The 15656-nt window shown below is 56.3% G+C and carries 15 protein-coding genes; 3 read left to right on the forward strand and 12 right to left on the reverse strand.

Translation table 11 applies throughout. The features are described 5' to 3' along the window. Positions 1–124: 124 nt before the first annotated feature. The 11 genes from B7364_RS00360 to coxB form a co-directional block, all read right to left on the reverse strand. Positions 125–724: a GNAT family N-acetyltransferase gene (locus B7364_RS00360; protein ID WP_085337954.1), complete on the reverse strand. Its 600-nt coding sequence runs from the start codon at positions 722–724 to the stop codon at positions 125–127. A 24-nt stretch (positions 725–748) separates the two neighbouring features. Beyond that, entirely contained in the window at positions 749–2023 is a 1275-nt protein-coding gene (locus B7364_RS00365; protein ID WP_085337955.1) for a M16 family metallopeptidase, read from the reverse strand. Further along, on the reverse strand, positions 2020–3420 hold the full coding sequence (thrC, locus tag B7364_RS00370; protein WP_085337956.1) for a threonine synthase: 1401 nt from the start codon (positions 3418–3420) through the stop codon (positions 2020–2022). Before thrC ends, B7364_RS00365 begins: the two co-directional genes overlap by 4 nt. 24 nt (positions 3421–3444) lie before the next feature. After that, positions 3445–4374, reverse strand: a complete 930-nt coding sequence (locus B7364_RS00375; protein WP_085337957.1) for an SURF1 family protein — start codon at positions 4372–4374, stop codon at positions 3445–3447. Further along, a complete protein-coding gene (locus B7364_RS00380; RefSeq protein ID WP_085337958.1) occupies positions 4367–4738 on the reverse strand; it encodes a DUF983 domain-containing protein in 372 nt (123 codons plus the stop codon). The genes B7364_RS00375 and B7364_RS00380 overlap by 8 nt, the downstream gene beginning before the upstream one ends. 161 nt (positions 4739–4899) lie before the next feature. After that, entirely contained in the window at positions 4900–5940 is a 1041-nt protein-coding gene (locus B7364_RS00385) for a cytochrome c oxidase subunit 3 (protein WP_232780759.1), read from the reverse strand. A gap of 120 nt (positions 5941–6060) precedes the next feature. Further along, positions 6061–6642 (reverse strand): cytochrome c oxidase assembly protein, encoded by a 582-nt coding sequence (locus B7364_RS00390; protein WP_085337960.1) that lies wholly within the window; start codon positions 6640–6642, stop codon positions 6061–6063. An 11-nt stretch (positions 6643–6653) separates the two neighbouring features. Beyond that, positions 6654–6803, reverse strand: coding sequence for a hypothetical protein (locus B7364_RS17965; protein WP_198533982.1), 150 nt, complete (start codon positions 6801–6803; stop codon positions 6654–6656). Between the two features lie 27 nt (positions 6804–6830). After that, positions 6831–7880, reverse strand: coding sequence for a heme o synthase (locus B7364_RS00395; RefSeq protein WP_085337961.1), 1050 nt, complete (start codon positions 7878–7880; stop codon positions 6831–6833). A 77-nt stretch (positions 7881–7957) separates the two neighbouring features. Continuing rightward, positions 7958–9598: a cytochrome c oxidase subunit I gene (ctaD, locus tag B7364_RS00400; RefSeq protein ID WP_106407523.1), complete on the reverse strand. Its 1641-nt coding sequence runs from the start codon at positions 9596–9598 to the stop codon at positions 7958–7960. Positions 9599–9654: 56 nt separating this feature from the next. After that, positions 9655–10521 carry a cytochrome c oxidase subunit II gene (coxB, locus tag B7364_RS00405; protein ID WP_085337963.1) on the reverse strand — a complete coding sequence of 289 codons (867 nt, stop codon included), beginning with the start codon at positions 10519–10521 and terminating at the stop codon, positions 9655–9657. A gap of 408 nt (positions 10522–10929) precedes the next feature. Between coxB and tldD the strand changes: the two genes are divergently transcribed. From tldD to B7364_RS00430, 3 genes are all read left to right on the forward strand, one after another. Next, positions 10930–12360, forward strand: a complete 1431-nt coding sequence (tldD, locus tag B7364_RS00415) for a metalloprotease TldD (RefSeq protein WP_085337965.1) — start codon at positions 10930–10932, stop codon at positions 12358–12360. A 923-nt stretch (positions 12361–13283) separates the two neighbouring features. Beyond that, positions 13284–14132: a mechanosensitive ion channel family protein gene (locus tag B7364_RS00425; RefSeq protein WP_085337967.1), complete on the forward strand. Its 849-nt coding sequence runs from the start codon at positions 13284–13286 to the stop codon at positions 14130–14132. An 84-nt stretch (positions 14133–14216) separates the two neighbouring features. Next, positions 14217–14924 carry an isochorismatase family protein gene (locus B7364_RS00430; protein ID WP_232780760.1) on the forward strand — a complete coding sequence of 236 codons (708 nt, stop codon included), beginning with the start codon at positions 14217–14219 and terminating at the stop codon, positions 14922–14924. 143 nt (positions 14925–15067) lie between these two features. On the opposite strand, the gene B7364_RS17775 is transcribed toward B7364_RS00430, so the two are convergent. Continuing rightward, positions 15068–15656 (reverse strand): hypothetical protein (locus tag B7364_RS17775; RefSeq protein WP_157893384.1); only part of this gene is annotated, 589 nt, incomplete at its 5' end.

The raw sequence follows: 15656 nt of genomic DNA on the forward strand, positions 1-15656 counted from the left end.
CAGACCATCACGCACAAACCTCCCGCGGAGCGGGTTCGTTCCCCGGCCAAAAGTTGCCATTCGCACACTGTGCTTCGCGTCTTAGGGTGCGGTCATACAGGAACGCACCCAAGAGCCCGAAGCGCTACCCCTTCAACAGGCCTTCGTGAAACTCGTTCGCCAGAATAGCGTAAAGGACATGGTCTTTCCATTCGCCATTGATCTTTAGATAGTGTCGGGCCAAGCCCTCTTCCTGGAAGCCAATGCTTTCCAAGAGCCCGCGTGAGCGGAAATTGGTGGGCACACAGGCGGCTTGGACACGGTGGAGGCCGAGCGGTCCAAAGGCGTAGGCGACAACGGCGCGGACTGCCGCGCGGGTCAGGCCTTGGCGGGCAAAGGGTTGGCCGACCCAATAGCCAATGGTGCAATCTTGCGCGACGCCACGGCGGATGTTGGAGATATTCACCCCACCGACAAGGGCATCATCGCTCGACCGAAAGACCAAAAAGGGTGCGGCTAGACCCAATTTGATGTCATGTCGCCAGCCTTGTAAGCGCCAAAGATAGCAGGCGCGCGACAGTTCATCAAAGCGCCATTCAGGCTCCCACGGCACGAGCCAGCTTTCACTCGCCGCCCGCAAATCCGCCCATGCTTGATAATCACCCTTTTGCGCTTCACGCAAATAGACGCCCTCGCCTTCAAGGCGCAGCTTGCTTTCACTTGGGCTGACCAGATTTAGAAACACTCCGGTAGGGTCCTTTTGTGCGGTTCAGGCAAAGCTTGCCGTGAAAAGGGGGGCCGCTGCAAGCCCTGAAGCCGGACCAATCGCTGCAGCCGCAGCAAAACCTTGTTCCGCAGCCGTTAGCGCAGCACGGGCTGCTTGCTGCACGCCAGCGGCCTCTACCCGCCGTATGCGGGCTGAAACATCTGCCAGCGGTAACGGGCGGCCATAAAGCAAGGTCTGGCTGACGGCAGCCTCACAGCGTGCGGCAGGGCTTTCAGCGGCCATCATCATGCTGGCTTCAAGAATGCGAACCGCGCGCTTTAGCTCAAGGGGTGTTGGACCATGTTCGGCCATGTGCACCAAATGATCGGCGGTTCGCCGCGCGACATCGGTCGCATCAGATGCGCCGCACCCGACAGAGACGCAAATACGGCCTGCATCCTCATAAAGGTCGCAAAAAGCTTCAACCGAATAGACAAGGCCGCGCGTCTCGCGCAGGTCTTGGAATAGGCGTGACGCCATGCCGCCACCCAAAATCTCACACATCACGCGGGCGGCAATCGCTTCATCACTGCCCAAATGGGGGCCGGGCAAGGAAAAGGTCAGATGGACTTGTTCGGCATCGCGCACTTCACTCAAGGCCCGGCCACCGATTTTGGCAGGCATAGAAGCAGCAGGCTCAAATGGGGCCAAATCGCCAAAGGCACGCTCAACCTGGTCTTCAATCTCGGCTGCGTCCAAAGCGCCCGATACGGCAACCAGCATGCTGGAAGGGGCATAAGTACGGCTGCGGAAGGCGTTGATCGCGTCTTGATCAATCCCGGCAAGGCTTGCTTCATCGCCCAGTATGGGCCTGCCCAAGGCATGCTCAGGGAAGGCCGCAAATTGGTGGAGAACGCCACAGCGGTCTTCGGGGTCGTCAAATGCCTCCCCAATTTCCTGCAGCACCACCCCTTTTTCGAGCGCAAGATCTTCCGGGCGCAAGTGGGGCTTGAGGACGAGATCCGCCGTCAAACCCAAGGCAAAAGAAGCATCCTCGGCGAGGCAACGGGCAAAAAAGCCTGTCCGCTCATAACCGGTTGCCGCATTAAGATAAATGCCACGGCCCTCGGCCTCTTCGGCCAAAGCACGCGCATCGCGCCCACCAGCACCCTTGAACACCAAATGTTCCAGCAAATGCGCGATGCCATTTTCGCGTAACGTCTCAGCCCGTGTGCCCGCCTTCACCCATACGCCAACACAGGTGCTGGCAAGGCCCGGGATCGGGTCCATCAGCACGCGCACACCATTAGAGAGGGTCTTTATGCTCGCAGCGCTCATGCCGAGGTGCCGATATGGGCGCGAATATAGGCTTTCACCGCACCAGCATCGGCGGGCATATCAACCATCACTTCCTTGCGGTCAAACAAGTCTGCGCAATGGCGGGGCAGGCCCGGTGCTTGGCCTAGAATGGAGTCAACCGTTTCTGGGAATTTAGCCGGGTGGGCGGTGGCCAACAGGACGCGTGCACCGGTAATCTCATCCTCACCAAAGCGGGCGCGCCAGCCAACCGCCGTATGCGGGCATAAGACTTCGCCGGTCTGCTCAAAACAATCAGCCAAGGCCCAGCGGGTTTCTTGGTCATCCACGCCAAAGGCGTCAAAATGCTGCTTCAGCATCGCTAGGGCGGGGGCTGGAATATCAAACGAGCCGGATTGGGCAAAGCTTTCATAAAGCTTTTTAAGGATCACCGGATCGCGGCCCACGGCTTCATAGACGATCCGCTCAAAATTGCTGGCAACACTAATGTCCATGGCCGGGCTTAGGGTCGCAAGGCTGGCAGCAGATTTAGCATAGGTGCCCGTCTCAAAGGCTTTTGCGATCCCGTCATTAGCATTGGTCGCAATCATGATCCGGCCGATAGGTGCACCAATCATTTTGGCAACAAAGCCTGCCAAAGCGTCACCAAAATTGCCCGATGGCACGGTGAAATTGACCGGGCCGGCAATGGCAAGCGCCGACGAGGCGACCACATAATAGACCGACTGGGCCATGATGCGCACCCAATTGATCGAATTGACTGGCGAGAGCGCCACCTCTTGGGCAAAGGCTTTATCGGCAAATAGCGCCTTTACGATGGCTTGGGCCGTATCAAAGTCGCCCTCAATATTCAGCGCATGAATATTGTCGCCGCCTGAGGCGGTCATGAAACGACGTTGGACATCGGAGACGCGACCCTTAGGCATGAGCACGAATAAATCGACGCGGTCTGTCTCTTTCAAAGCTTCAACTGCCGCCCCACCGGTGTCACCAGAGGTGGCGCACACAATGGCCAAGCGGGCATCGCGACGCTCAAGCGCCAGACCATAGAGGCCCGCCAACAGCTGCATCGCAATGTCTTTGAAGGCCAGCGAGGGCCCATGGAATAATTCGAGAATATAGTCGCCCGGCCCCACTTGTTGCACCGGCGTGATGCCGGGATTGGCCCATTGGCCGCCATAGGCTTCCTCGGTCAGGCCAATGGCTTCCTTCATGGAAAGATCTTTGCCTGCAAACAAAGACAGGATCGCGGCTGCCGTCTCGGCATAGGGGGCGGTCGCGGCGGCGCGAAGTTGTTCTGCGCTCAAATGTGGCCAGGTCTCGGGCACATACAGGCCACCATCCGGGGCGAGGCCCGTTAGAAGTGCATCAAAGAAGGAGACCGAAGGAGACCCGCCACGGGTCGAAATATAGCGCATGAGTTTGCTTTATCGTGTTGAAGTTTAGGTTGGGGCGCGCCCAAAACGCAGACGGCCGGTACGCAGGTGCAGGCCCGTATAGACCCCGATGAGCGCGAAGCCAAACCCCCACCATGTTAAGGCATAGCCCAAATGCCGCTCAGGCGGAATTTGATTAGCCCCTTTGCTGTCTGCCCACGGGTTGATTTGCATCTGACCGGTGGCCAATGGATCTACCAGATTGAGGGCGACATAATAGGCAGGTGAGCCGCCAGTCAGTTTCAAACTGGCCCCCATGGCTGGCAAGTCTGGCCAATACCAATCCTGGCGGATGGGATCATTATCAGGGGTAAAGCTATTGGCCTTTGCCCCTTTGCGCAGAACACCCCGTAAGCTTACTTGTCCAGACAGGACGGGCACTTTGTCCACTTCTGTTTCCGGCACAAAGCCACGATCAACAAAGATCCAACCATCTTCCATGACGACTGGGGTGAAGATGCGATAGCCATTAATCCCATCGCGAAGCGCCCGCACCCGAACGCTGCGCGGGTCAATAAGGCCGGTCAGCTCAACGGGGCGATATTCAGGCTGCGGGGACTGAAGGCCCGCTGAAACCGAGACGGGGGCCGTGGCAGCAGCGACGGCAGGCGCGCGCGATTTCTCAACAAACTTAGCCCATTGCCAATCGCCCAATACATAAAGAATGCCCAAACAAAGGATCGACAAAATCGTCAGAACCGGCATCGGGCGAAACCGGACTCCCGACCCGTCGCTTGCTTTTGTGCCGGTCGGCTCGCTTGGGGGCTCTGGCGGGGTCCGATTGGGACTGGCGGCTGGCCTTGTTGGTGGACGCGCATCAAGTGGGGCTATGGTAGGCGTGGATGGGGGTGTGACCTTGCTGCCCGCCTTGCCACGAACTTTCAGCCCCGAAGGGACCCAGCCCTCGGGGGTTTCAACCAAGGGCGGCTTAGTCATGGGCTTGCTTCCGGGCCTGTTGGCCTTCACCGGCTTTATAGCGCCACTGCATGGCAAACATCATGGATTTGAAGGGGCGCAACAGGCCAATGCATACCGCCGCCGTGAAGGGCAGCGCTATCAGGATCAATAGCCAGATAGGCGGCCGCAGCGCCAGTTCCGCGATCAAGATAAAGGGCACACAAATTGCCCCGGCGGCGAGAATGACAAAAACGGCTGGACCGTCGCCGGCATCCTCGATGGAAAAATCAGCTTTGCACGAAGGGCACACGGGCTTGATCGTCAACAGCCCATCAAACAGGGGCGCTTGCCCGCAATTGGGACATCGGCTGAGCAACCCTGCTTTCCACACACTTACCGCCATTTATCGCTGTCCAGTCACTCGGGGTGATCCATTTCGATATTGTTCGGCCCTCTTAGCACATCCGATCTCAGGCGCGGACAGGTTTTGCAGAAGCGCAGGCCTTAAACGACAAATGGGCGGGAGTTGCCTCCCGCCCACTCGATTGAGGATATAGCGCTAGGTTAAGCGAAAGCGACGTAGATGAAGGCAAACAAGAACAGCCATACCACGTCCACAAAGTGCCAATACCAAGCAGCCGCTTCAAAGCCAAAGTGCTTCTTGGGCGTAAAGTGGCCAGCCATCAGGCGGAACAAGCAGACCGCCAAGAAGATGGTGCCGATGATCACATGTGCGCCGTGGAAGCCCGTCGCCATGAAGAAGGATGAACCATAAACGCCTACAATCTCACCACCGAAACCGAAATACTCACCATGCAAAGCATGTTGGTACTCGAGAACTTGCAAGCCGGTGAAACCCAGGCCCAACAGAACAGTGATCAAAAGGCCCAATTGCGCAGACTTACGATTGCCTTCTTGCAGCGCATGGTGCGCCCACGTGACAGTCGTGCCCGACAGCAAGAGAACCAAGGTGTTCATCAAAGGCAAGTGGAATGGATCCAGCGTCTCAACGCCTTCGGGTGGCCACGAAGCCCAAGCACTTGCCACTTCGGGAATAGTCGACAAGGTACGCTCATCCGCGAACAGGCCGACTTCAAAGAACATCCAGAACCAAGCCACGAAGAACATGACTTCAGACGCAATGAACAAGATCATGCCATACCGTAGGCCGATGCCGACTACAGGCGTATGATCGCCCTTGTGGCTTTCCTTGATCACATCGCCCCACCACGATGCCATGGCATAGAGGGTGAACAGGAAGCCTGCGACCAAAATGATCGGGTCGCCCTTGCCCAACAACCAATACCATTGTTGCGAGGTCTTGAAATCGGCAATGGTCTTAGCCTGCAAAGCAGGATCCAAGCCTTGGAAGCCGGCATTGGCTTGCAAGCCAGCTTCAACAGCTTTCCAGCCGCCAGCCAAAGCGGCCTTTGCGGCCTCTTCATTGGCGAAATAGCCCTGGATGACCGACAGCGGATCATCAACAAAGCCTTTCATAAAGATAACGGCACCAATGGCCAGAATGAAAAGTGCCAGTGACGATACAACCGGCCAAGGGCTCGGCTCTACGAGGTGGTAATCATGTTTAACGGCGGCGTGACCCATGTTTTGGCCCTGTACTATGTCCCGACACTTTAGGCGCGGGAATCCCCAAGTTCATCTAGTCGTTTAGCGCGTTCTTGCCGAAAGAGGCAACCATAGAAAGCCGTTTTACTTCAGCTTCCTTCACTGTCTTATCACAGAGGCTGCGTCGCCGCCGGCCTGTGCTTGTTCGATCCGTTTATCGCCTGCTTCAAAAAATGTGTAAGACAAGGTGACTTCAGTGACTTCATCAACATTTCGGTCGGTCGCCAATGACGGATCGACATAGAAGATCACCGGCAATTCCATGCTCTCGCCCGGCTGCAGCGTGCGATCTTGGAAACAGAAACATTCCAATTTCTGGAAATAGGGCCCCACTTTGTGCGGCGTGACATTATAGGTCGCTACGGCGGTGACGGGCCGATTGGACTCATTCTTCACCGTGTAAAAGGCCAAGCCATTTTCGCCCAATTTCAAAGTCACCACGGGCTTTTCAGGCTTAAAGGACCATGGCACGCCGGGCGAAACATTGGCGTCAAAGCGCACTTGGATGGTGCGATCCAGGACTTTGCTGGCCGCTTCGGTTGCCACTTGGGTTGTGCCGCCATAGCCAGTGACCTGACAAAACAGCTGATAGAGCGGCACGGCTGCATAGGAAGCCCCTAACATCGCCAAAGGCACCAGACCTGCAAATAAGCCGAAACGGACTGTCTTGGTCATAGCCATGGGGTACGCTCCTAAAAGGGCTTGTTGAGGGCGTGGCCTTGTAGGCGAACCATCGTGACCAAAAACACAATGGCTACAAAGGCAAAGAGGCAAAGCGCAATAGCCACACTGCGTCGATTGCGGGCAGCGATCGGATCGAGAGGCGTTTTATCGTTCATCATCTGAGCCTTCAAAACCTGGAAAATAACTCACCCCATGGGCAAGCTTACTTCCCTTAAACTAAGGCGAAAGCCTTTGGACAAAAGAGCCGTGTGCAGGCCAAATCCATGTTCGACCAGCAATGCGGCAAACAGCGCCGTCAAGTAAAGTAACGAAAAGGCGAAGAGGTCGCGGGCGGGCCGATTGTCGATCTGCTTATCGGAATAAAGCGCACGCCCTTCTTCACGGCCATCTGCATCGCCTGCGCGAGAGCGGAAAACGCGCCAAGCCAAAAGCAGGAAGACAAGCCCAGTCGAAACGGAGACCCACGCATAAATTTGGCCGCCAAGACCTGTCCACACAGGCAAGACCCCGACAATGACGAGGGCAATCGAATAGAGGAAAATCTGCAAACGAGTCGAAGCCGGGCCCTTGGCCACGGGCATCATGGGCACATTTGCTGAAGCATAGTCGCCCGCCTTGTACAAAGCCAAGGCCCAGGAATGGGGCGGGGTCCAGAAGAAGATGATGCCAACCAACAGCCAGGCATCTAAAGGCATGTCGCCTGTTGCGGCAGCCCACGCCACTAAAGGCGGCAAAGCGCCAGCAAGGCCCCCGATGACAATGTTTTGCGGCGTCGAGCGCTTGAGCCACATGGAATAAACCACGGCGTAAAAGAAGATGGTGAAGGCAAGCAAGCTTGCCGCCAGATAGCCCTTTGCGGTTAAGGCCAAAAGCAAGACCGAAAGAATGCTCATCACAATGCCCATCGCGAGGGCTTCATCCTTATGGACAAGGCCTGCCGGAACGGGGCGCATGCGGGTGCGCTTCATCAGGCCATCTATATCGGCATCATACCACATATTGAGCGCACCAGCCGCCCCTGCCCCCATGGCGATGGCAAAAATCGCCAAAGCCCCAAGGATAGGGTTGTGTCCCCCCGGCGCACACACATAGCCGACCACGGCTGTGAAGATCACCAGCGACATCACGCGGGGCTTCATCAGGTCAAGATAGTCCTTCCAATCGGCAATGCGCCGTTTTGGCTGGATGTCACCAGGATTTTGGCCGGGCAGGTTTTGAGCTGGGATTTCGGTCATGATGGCTTTCTACAAAACACGCCCCCGAAGTGAACCTTCGGGAGCGTGCAAAGTCCGGTTACGCACCGAGGTTCAGATCAGTGATGATCTTTCGCCTCGATCTTAGGCAGTTCGGAGAACTGGTGGAATGGCGGAGGCGATGACAAGGTCCACTCCAACGTGGTGGCCGCAGGTCCCCATGGGTTTGCACCCGCAGGACGACGGCGCAGCACGAACATATCCAACAGCATGATGAAGAAGATCACCATACCGCCAATCGTGATGAAATAGCCGATCGACGAAATGTGGTTGAAGTAAGCATAGGCTTCTGGATAGTCGACATAACGACGTGGCATGCCTTGCAGACCCAAGAAGTGCTGTGGGAAGAAGATCAAGTTCACGCCAACAAACATCACCCAGAAGTGCAGATTACCCAACACTTCAGAATATTTGAGACCGCTCATCTTCGGGATCCAGTAGTAGAAGCCCGCAAAGATCGCGAACACCGCACCCAAAGACAGCACATAGTGGAAGTGCGCGACGACATAATACGTATCGTGCAACACCGTATCCACACCCGCATTGGCCAGAACAACCCCGGTCACACCACCGACGGTGAACAGGAAGATGAAGCCAATCGCCCAGAGCATGGGGGTCTTGAAGTCAATCGAACCGCCCCACATGGTGGCAATCCACGAGAAGATCTTAATGCCGGTTGGCACCGCGATAATCATGGTTGCAGCCACGAAATAGGCCTTCAAATCAACGTCCATACCGACCGTATACATGTGGTGCGCCCACACGATGAAGCCGATGAAGCCAATGGCCACCATGGCATAGGCCATAGCGAGATAGCCAAAGACAGGCTTGTTCGAGAAGGTTGAGACGACGTGGCTGATGATGCCAAAGCCTGGCAAGATCAGAATATAGACTTCTGGGTGACCGAAGAACCAGAACAAGTGCTGGTACATGATGGGGTCGCCACCTTGGGCGGGGTCGAAGAAGCCCGTGCCAAAGTTACGGTCGGTCAGCAACATGGTGATGGCACCTGCCAACACAGGCAAGGACAACAACAACAGCCAAACGGTAACCAAAACCGACCAGACGAACAGCGGCATCTTGTGCAGGGTCATGCCAGGTGCACGCATGTTGAAGATGGTGGTGATGAAGTTAATCGCGCCCAAGATCGAGCTGATACCCGCAATGTGGAGCGACAGGATCAACAAGTCCATCGACGGACCATTATGGCCCGAGGTCGACAGGGGCGGATAAAGCACCCAACCACCACCAAAGCCAGGGTCTGCACCTTGACCAGGGACAACCATCGACAGGGCACCCAGAGCAAAGGAGAATGGCAACAGCCAGAAAGAGATGTTGTTCATCCGTGGGAAGGCCATATCTGGAGCGCCGATTTGCAGCGGCACAAACCAGTTACCAAAGCCACCGATCATGGCAGGCATAACCATGAAGAAGATCATGATCAGGCCGTGCATGGTGACAACCACGTTATAATTATGCGCATTACCCCAAGGGCCTTGCGCGGTTGGATCACCGGTCACGCCGAAATATTGCAGGCCGGGTTCCATCAATTCCATCCGGATCATGCCGGACAGGGCACCACCAAAAATCCCTGCGAAGATCGCAAAGACCAGATACATGGTGCCAATGTCTTTGTGGTTGGTCGACAACAGCCAACGCATGGGATTGAAGACCGATGGGCGGTCGCTCAAATCCGCCATCGCGGGGGCTTCAAGATGAGCAGCAGTGCTTGCCATGTTCAGTATGTCCCTGAGATTTAATTGGCTTGGGCCGAAGCGGCCGTGGAAGTTTGGGTCGCAGCAAACTGGGCCGCGGCAGGATTGGTCGAGCCAGCATCAGCCGATTTTTGCGATGCAATCCACGCATCGAATTCAGCTTGCGGCACTGCTTTGACTTCAACCGGCATGTAAGCGTGCTTCACACCGCAGATTTCAGAGCACTGGCCATAATAAATGCCAGGTTTGTCGACGCGGAACCAAGCTTCGTTCAAACGGCCTGGAACTGCGTCCATCTTTACCCCGAACGAAGGCATGGCCCAAGAATGGATCACGTCAGAAGCGGTAACTTGCACGCGAACAACTTTGCCCACGGGGACCACGACCGCATTGTCGGTGCCTAAAAGATAGGGCTTGCCGGCGGCCTTCGCCTCATCCTGTGGCAACATGTTCGAGTCAAACCCTACGCCTTCAGCGTCAGCATACTCATAGCTCCAATACCATTGGTGGCCGGTTACCTTCAGCGTCATGTCATACTTGGCAGGTGTTTGGTCTTCTTTGTACAACAAGGGGAACGAAAAGGCCGAAATCCCGACCAAGATCAAAACCGGGATCAAAGTCCACACGATTTCAATTGTGGTATTGTGGGTGAATTTCGCAGGAACTGGATTGGCCTGCTTGTTGAAGCGGATGATGCAATAAGCCAACAGACCTGCCACGAACAGCGAAATCAGAACGATGATCGGCAGCAAGATTTGATCGTGGAAGAACGTGATGTCCCGAGCCACTTCGGTAACAGGAGCCTGAAGTGAAAGGCCCTTATCTACGGGCTGATCTGCCCATGCAAACCCAGCGGCCGATGCCGCAGTGATCAATCCAGCTATTCCTGCCGATTGCCAACGACGCATATGATGCTCCCCTTAACCACATCAAGACACGTGACGTGGCCTCATCGAACCGAAATAGCTCTCTGAGACCATTTGTCACGTGGGTCGATGTGTACAAATTGTCGCAGGGCGACACAGAGTCGCCCTAATCAAACAAGGCCATAACACGCCTAGGCGGCGGGGGGAAAGTGGGGCGACACATTGGAAACACCGTGCTTTTCAGTAATCCCAAAGGTGCCTCTGCGTCAGGCTGACGGGGCAAGTCTGCCACTTGCTCACCGCTTAGCGGCTCAAAACCGCCATTTTTGACCCCGCGCGCGCGAATTGTTGCAAAACCAAGCCTCAGCCGGTCGCAATGGCTGGCTGCATCCCTCATTTGCATTGCCGCCAACACTGCTTAAGTCTTACGCCGAGTTGGAAGGATCCCCCATGGCAGAGCAGACGAGTGAGCAGACCTTAGCCCCCCTTTCGGAATTGGCCTCGGCAGCTGGCTCTGAAGCGGTTCTCAAAGAAGCGCTGCACCAGGCTGATGATGGGGAATTATTCTTAGAGCGCGCCCGTGGAGAAAGCTTTCTGTGGGATGATGGACGTTTAAAATCAGCCTCTTACGATTCAGATGAAGGCTTTGGCCTGCGTGTGGTGGCAGGCGAAGCGGCAGGCTATGCCCATGCCAACGAATTATCCAATGCCTCGCTTAAGCGGGCTGCGGCGGCTGCCAGTATTGCTAAACGTGGCCATTCGGGCACGCTTGCCGAAGCCCCTGCCCGGACCAATGCCAAACTCTATCGTGATTGCGACCCGCTGTCTGCGCCCAGTTTTGAAGCCAAAATTGCAACCTTGAGCGAGATTGACGCTTATGTGCGGGCCAAGGACTCACGGGTTGTTCAAGTTTCTGTGTCGCTGGCCGCTTCGCGCAAAGAAATTGCCATCATACGCCTCGATGGCGATGTGCGCACCGACACAAGGCCGTTGGTTCGTGTCAATGTTTCAGTTACGGCGGAAAAGGATGGCAGGCGCGAAAGTGGTTCGGCCGGCGCGGGCGGGCGGGCCGATTATGCGCAATGGATTGAAGAAGGTCATCTCAAAGCCCTTGCCGATGAAGCGTTGCGCGTTGCGTTGGTCAATCTAGACGCAATCCCCGCCCCTGCCGGTGAACTGGACGTGGTTTTGGGGCCCGGCTGGCCCGGCATCTTGTTGCATGAAGCCGTCGGTCATGGCCTTGAAGGCGACTTTAATCGCAAAGGCACTTCGGCCTTTGCTGGCATGATTGGCCAACGCGTGGCTTCGCCCGGGGTTACCGTTGTCGATGATGGCACATTGGCCAATCGCCGGGGCTCTTTGACGATTGATGATGAAGGCACGCCGACCCAGCGTACCGTTCTGATCGAAGACGGCATTTTGGTCGGCTATCTGCAAGACCGGATGAATGCACGCCTGATGGGCGTAGCCCCCACCGGCAATGGGCGCCGCGAAAGCTATGCTCACAGCCCCATGCCTCGCATGACCAATACAACGATGGAATCGGGCACCATGGACCCGGCGGAAATTGTTGCCAGCCTGAAGCGCGGCATTTATGCCACCAATTTCGGCGGCGGCTCGGTTGATATCACGTCTGGCAAATTCGTGTTCCAATGCACCGAGGCCTATCTGGTGGAAAATGGTAAGATCGTCGCGCCCGTCAAAGGGGCCAGTCTGATCGGGGATGGACCAACCTCGCTCACCAAAATCTCAATGATTGGCAATGATGCGGCGCTGGATCATGGCGTCGGGACCTGCGGCAAAGCCGGTCAATCCGTCCCTGTCGGCGTCGGCCAACCCACCTTGCGCATCGGTGGCCTGACCGTGGGCGGGGCGGGGTGATACAGCTCTGATCCCGGACGGCGGTAGCCGATCCGGGACCCTGTGCCGCACATGCACGACAAGGTCCCCGCTCTTCGCTGCGCTCCGGCGGGGATGACGCCGTTAAAAAAGTGCAATTATACAAATAGCTGTCATCCCGGACGGCGGTAGCCGATCCGGGACCCTGTGCCGCACAAGCGCAAGGGGGTCCCCGCTCTTCGCTGCGCTGCGGCGGGGATGACACCGGTAAAAAAAGTGCAATTATACAAAGCATTGTCATCCCGGACGGCGAAGCCGATCCGGGACCCTGTGCCGCACATGCACGACAAGGTCCCCGCTCTGCGCTGCGCTCCGGCGGGGATGACACCGGTAAAAAAGTGCAATCATACAAAGCGTTGTCATCCCGGACGGCGTCAGCCGATCCGGGATCTCATTGCGCTCATGCGCAAGGGGGTCCCCGCTCTTCGCTGCGCTCCGGCGGGGATGACACCGGTAAAAAAAGTGCAATCATACAAAGTGTTGTCATCCCGGACGGCGGTAGCCGATCCGGGATCTCATTGCGCTCATGCGCGAGGGGGTCCCCGCTCTCCGCTGCGCTTCGGCGGGGATGACATTGTTGAGAGAAGGATTTTGTCTGGAAGCACTTTGGTGCCCAATCTGGTCACCAAACCGCACTCTCAATTGTTCTTGCGACATCGGGGTGGTCAAGTGCGCAGCTTTGCTGCGTCGCGATGCGATCGGTTTTCACAGAAAACCGACACTTGACGACCCAGATGTCGCGCTCAAACTCGCTGAGCCGTTTTGGTGAAACACAGGTTTCACCAAAGCGGTTCAAAGTGGACATGTAAATCAGCGTGCCCTCCCAAACGGCGAGGCCGTGTCCCAAACCTTATCGCGTAAGCTACGCCTTGACCTGACCCACAAATCCGCGCTTTTGAAGAGGTATGCAGTCCTTGTCCCAATTAGTGCCTACAGGCCCGGTAAGCCTTCCGATCAGCCAGATTGAATCCCTGCTTCTGCCACGACTGGCCGATATCAGCCTGAAACTGATCGGCGCGATCCTTTTATGGTTTGTCGGCCGCTGGGTGATCGGCTTCATAAACCGGGCCTTGTTGCGTGGTCTGCTCAGCCGGGCGATGGATGCCACGTTGCGTACTTGGATCACCTCCATCGTCACCATCGGGCTCAATATTTTCCTGATCATCGCCATCCTGAACGTATTCGGGATTGAGACCACGAGCTTGGCTGCTTTGGTGGCCGCCGGTGGGTTGGCCATTGGTGCGGCTTGGTCGGGCCTGTTGTCAAACTTTGCCGCCGGTGTCTTCCTCATCCTGTTCAAGCCGTTTCGCGTGGGTGATGTGGTCGCTGTGGCGGGCATTTCAGGCACAGTGGTCGAGGTCACGATGTTTGCCACCACACTCAATACGGCAGACAACATCCGCACCACGATTGGCAATAATGCGGTGTCGACCTCCATCATCCAGAATTTTTCGGCCAATCCTTATCGGGCGGTGGATTTGCGCGTTCAGCTGGCTGCCAGCATCGCGCCGGACGAGGCCAAAGCCGTCGCACGCGCTGCGTTAAGCGGCATCGCCAATATTCTTGCCGATCCAAGCCCGGTCACCGAGATCCTTGAGTTTGCAGAAGCCGGACCGCGCCTCGTCGTACGGCCCTTCTGCCACAATGACCATTATTGGCAGGTTGCCTATGAGGCACAAATGGCCATTGCCACAGCTTTTGTCGACGCAGGCTTCCCGCAGCCCTCTGTGTCGCTGGCCAGCAAGCCGAACTGATGCAGCCCGCCTTGGCAGGTTGCTGGACCGGCCAGAAAGAAGATATATCCTTTCCAGTTTCTGCCGCAACAAGGACGTGACACCGTGGCCCCGACCGACACTGATTTGACCTTTGCCTCCACCATGGTGCGAGAGGATTTGACGGCGCGGCAAATGTTTGAGCGGGTGCGCGCCAACCCCAATCGCGCCCGCTTTGGTTTTGGCGACAAGCTTGCCATCGTCAATATTGACTTCCAGCAAGCCTATACGCGACCGGATTTGTTCCCCAACACCTCTTACGTCACCGATCCCCGCCAGATTGAGCATACCAATCGGATCAGTGCCTTGGCGCGGGCGGCCGGCATGCCGGTGATCTGGACGCGGGTGGCGTACAAGCCCGATGCAGGTGATGCAGGCGTGTGGGGCACGCGCACCAATACGCCCGACAGCTTGCAAAACATCAAATATGACAGCGAACGTCACCAATTCGACCCCCGCTGTGAGATTGATCATGGCGTCGACCTCACCTATACCAAGCGCATGCCATCGGCATTCTTCGAGACCCAGCTGGCCAGCTATCTCGTCTGGCACAGGGTCGATACAGTTGTGGTGACGGGGGGCTCAACATCAGGCTGCGTGCGCGCCACAGCGGTGGACAGCCTCAGCCACGGTTATCGCACCATCGTGCCGGAAGAATGCGTGGCCGATAAGCACGAAAGCTATCATTTCGCCAATTTGACGGACCTCTTGTTGAAATATGCCGACGTGGTGGGCGTGGCAGAGATTGACGCCTGGTTTGCTGGGCGGGGGTGAGGGTTTTACCTCTCGACGTCATCCCCGCCGCAGCAAAGCGAAGCGAAGGGCGGGGACCTCCATGTGAAAATGCGGCACAAGGTCCCGGATCGGCTAACGCCGTCCGGGATGACAGCGTTCAGTTACGCCGGGCCACATCCTTGTCAGAAAGATTGGGCTATTCGGCTAGTGCAGCGATACCCGGGAAGGTCGTAATCACGTAAGCCCCGCTCAACACCGTTGCTTAGAAGCGCGCTTACAATCGCAGTTACTTGACCATCAACCTTAAACCACGATTGTGTTATGGACGCATAACAATCGCGGCCAGCTGAGCTTCGACCTCTGGTAGTGCAGGAATCTTCCGAATAAAGAGGGATATCAACAAGCAGGATTGCCATTTCGCTTAGACCACAGAATGGCATAAGAAAATCGCCACTCTTTCGGGCATTTCCAACAAGGATCGGATAACTTTCCTGCTTGGAAATCGAAGCCGCAACTTCGGCTTCAGAACATGGATTTGGTTGGACAGGATTGCGTATCGGCTTGGACAGATTCTTTGACCAGTATGTTATTTCGGGATCAATTTCTCTACCTTTGAAGGCGTAAGAGACAAAATAATCCGCTGTACTTTCAGTAGTTGGCGTATTGAAGGAAAGGTCGTCTTTGCGAAGTGAAACGTTTGGTTCAACTGAATTAGGGTTCAGCTTCAGTACTAGGCCGTGTTGACAAAGTGCCTGATCCACAGCCGGATCG

The sequence above is a fragment of the Aquidulcibacter paucihalophilus genome (genome assembly GCF_002105465.1).
Taxonomy (GTDB): domain Bacteria; phylum Pseudomonadota; class Alphaproteobacteria; order Caulobacterales; family Aquidulcibacteraceae; genus Aquidulcibacter; species Aquidulcibacter paucihalophilus.

What these genes read in the sequence shown, in the direction of transcription:
- B7364_RS00365 (WP_085337955.1), bottom strand. Translation starts at nt 2,023, where the DNA reads ATGAGCGCTGCGAGCATAAAGACCCTCTCTAATGGTGTGCGCGTGCTG.
- thrC (WP_085337956.1), bottom strand. Translation starts at nt 3,420, where the DNA reads ATGCGCTATATTTCGACCCGTGGCGGGTCTCCTTCGGTCTCCTTCTTT.
- B7364_RS00375 (WP_085337957.1), bottom strand. Translation starts at nt 4,374, where the DNA reads ATGACTAAGCCGCCCTTGGTTGAAACCCCCGAGGGCTGGGTCCCTTCG.
- B7364_RS00380 (WP_085337958.1), bottom strand. Translation starts at nt 4,738, where the DNA reads ATGGCGGTAAGTGTGTGGAAAGCAGGGTTGCTCAGCCGATGTCCCAAT.
- B7364_RS00385 (WP_232780759.1), bottom strand. Translation starts at nt 5,940, where the DNA reads ATGGGTCACGCCGCCGTTAAACATGATTACCACCTCGTAGAGCCGAGC.
- B7364_RS00390 (WP_085337960.1), bottom strand. Translation starts at nt 6,642, where the DNA reads ATGGCTATGACCAAGACAGTCCGTTTCGGCTTATTTGCAGGTCTGGTG.
- B7364_RS17965 (WP_198533982.1), bottom strand. Translation starts at nt 6,803, where the DNA reads ATGATGAACGATAAAACGCCTCTCGATCCGATCGCTGCCCGCAATCGA.
- B7364_RS00395 (WP_085337961.1), bottom strand. Translation starts at nt 7,880, where the DNA reads ATGACCGAAATCCCAGCTCAAAACCTGCCCGGCCAAAATCCTGGTGAC.
- ctaD (WP_106407523.1), bottom strand. Translation starts at nt 9,598, where the DNA reads ATGGCGGATTTGAGCGACCGCCCATCGGTCTTCAATCCCATGCGTTGG.
- coxB (WP_085337963.1), bottom strand. Translation starts at nt 10,521, where the DNA reads ATGCGTCGTTGGCAATCGGCAGGAATAGCTGGATTGATCACTGCGGCA.
- tldD (WP_085337965.1), top strand. Translation starts at nt 10,930, where the DNA reads ATGGCAGAGCAGACGAGTGAGCAGACCTTAGCCCCCCTTTCGGAATTG.
- B7364_RS00425 (WP_085337967.1), top strand. Translation starts at nt 13,284, where the DNA reads ATGCAGTCCTTGTCCCAATTAGTGCCTACAGGCCCGGTAAGCCTTCCG.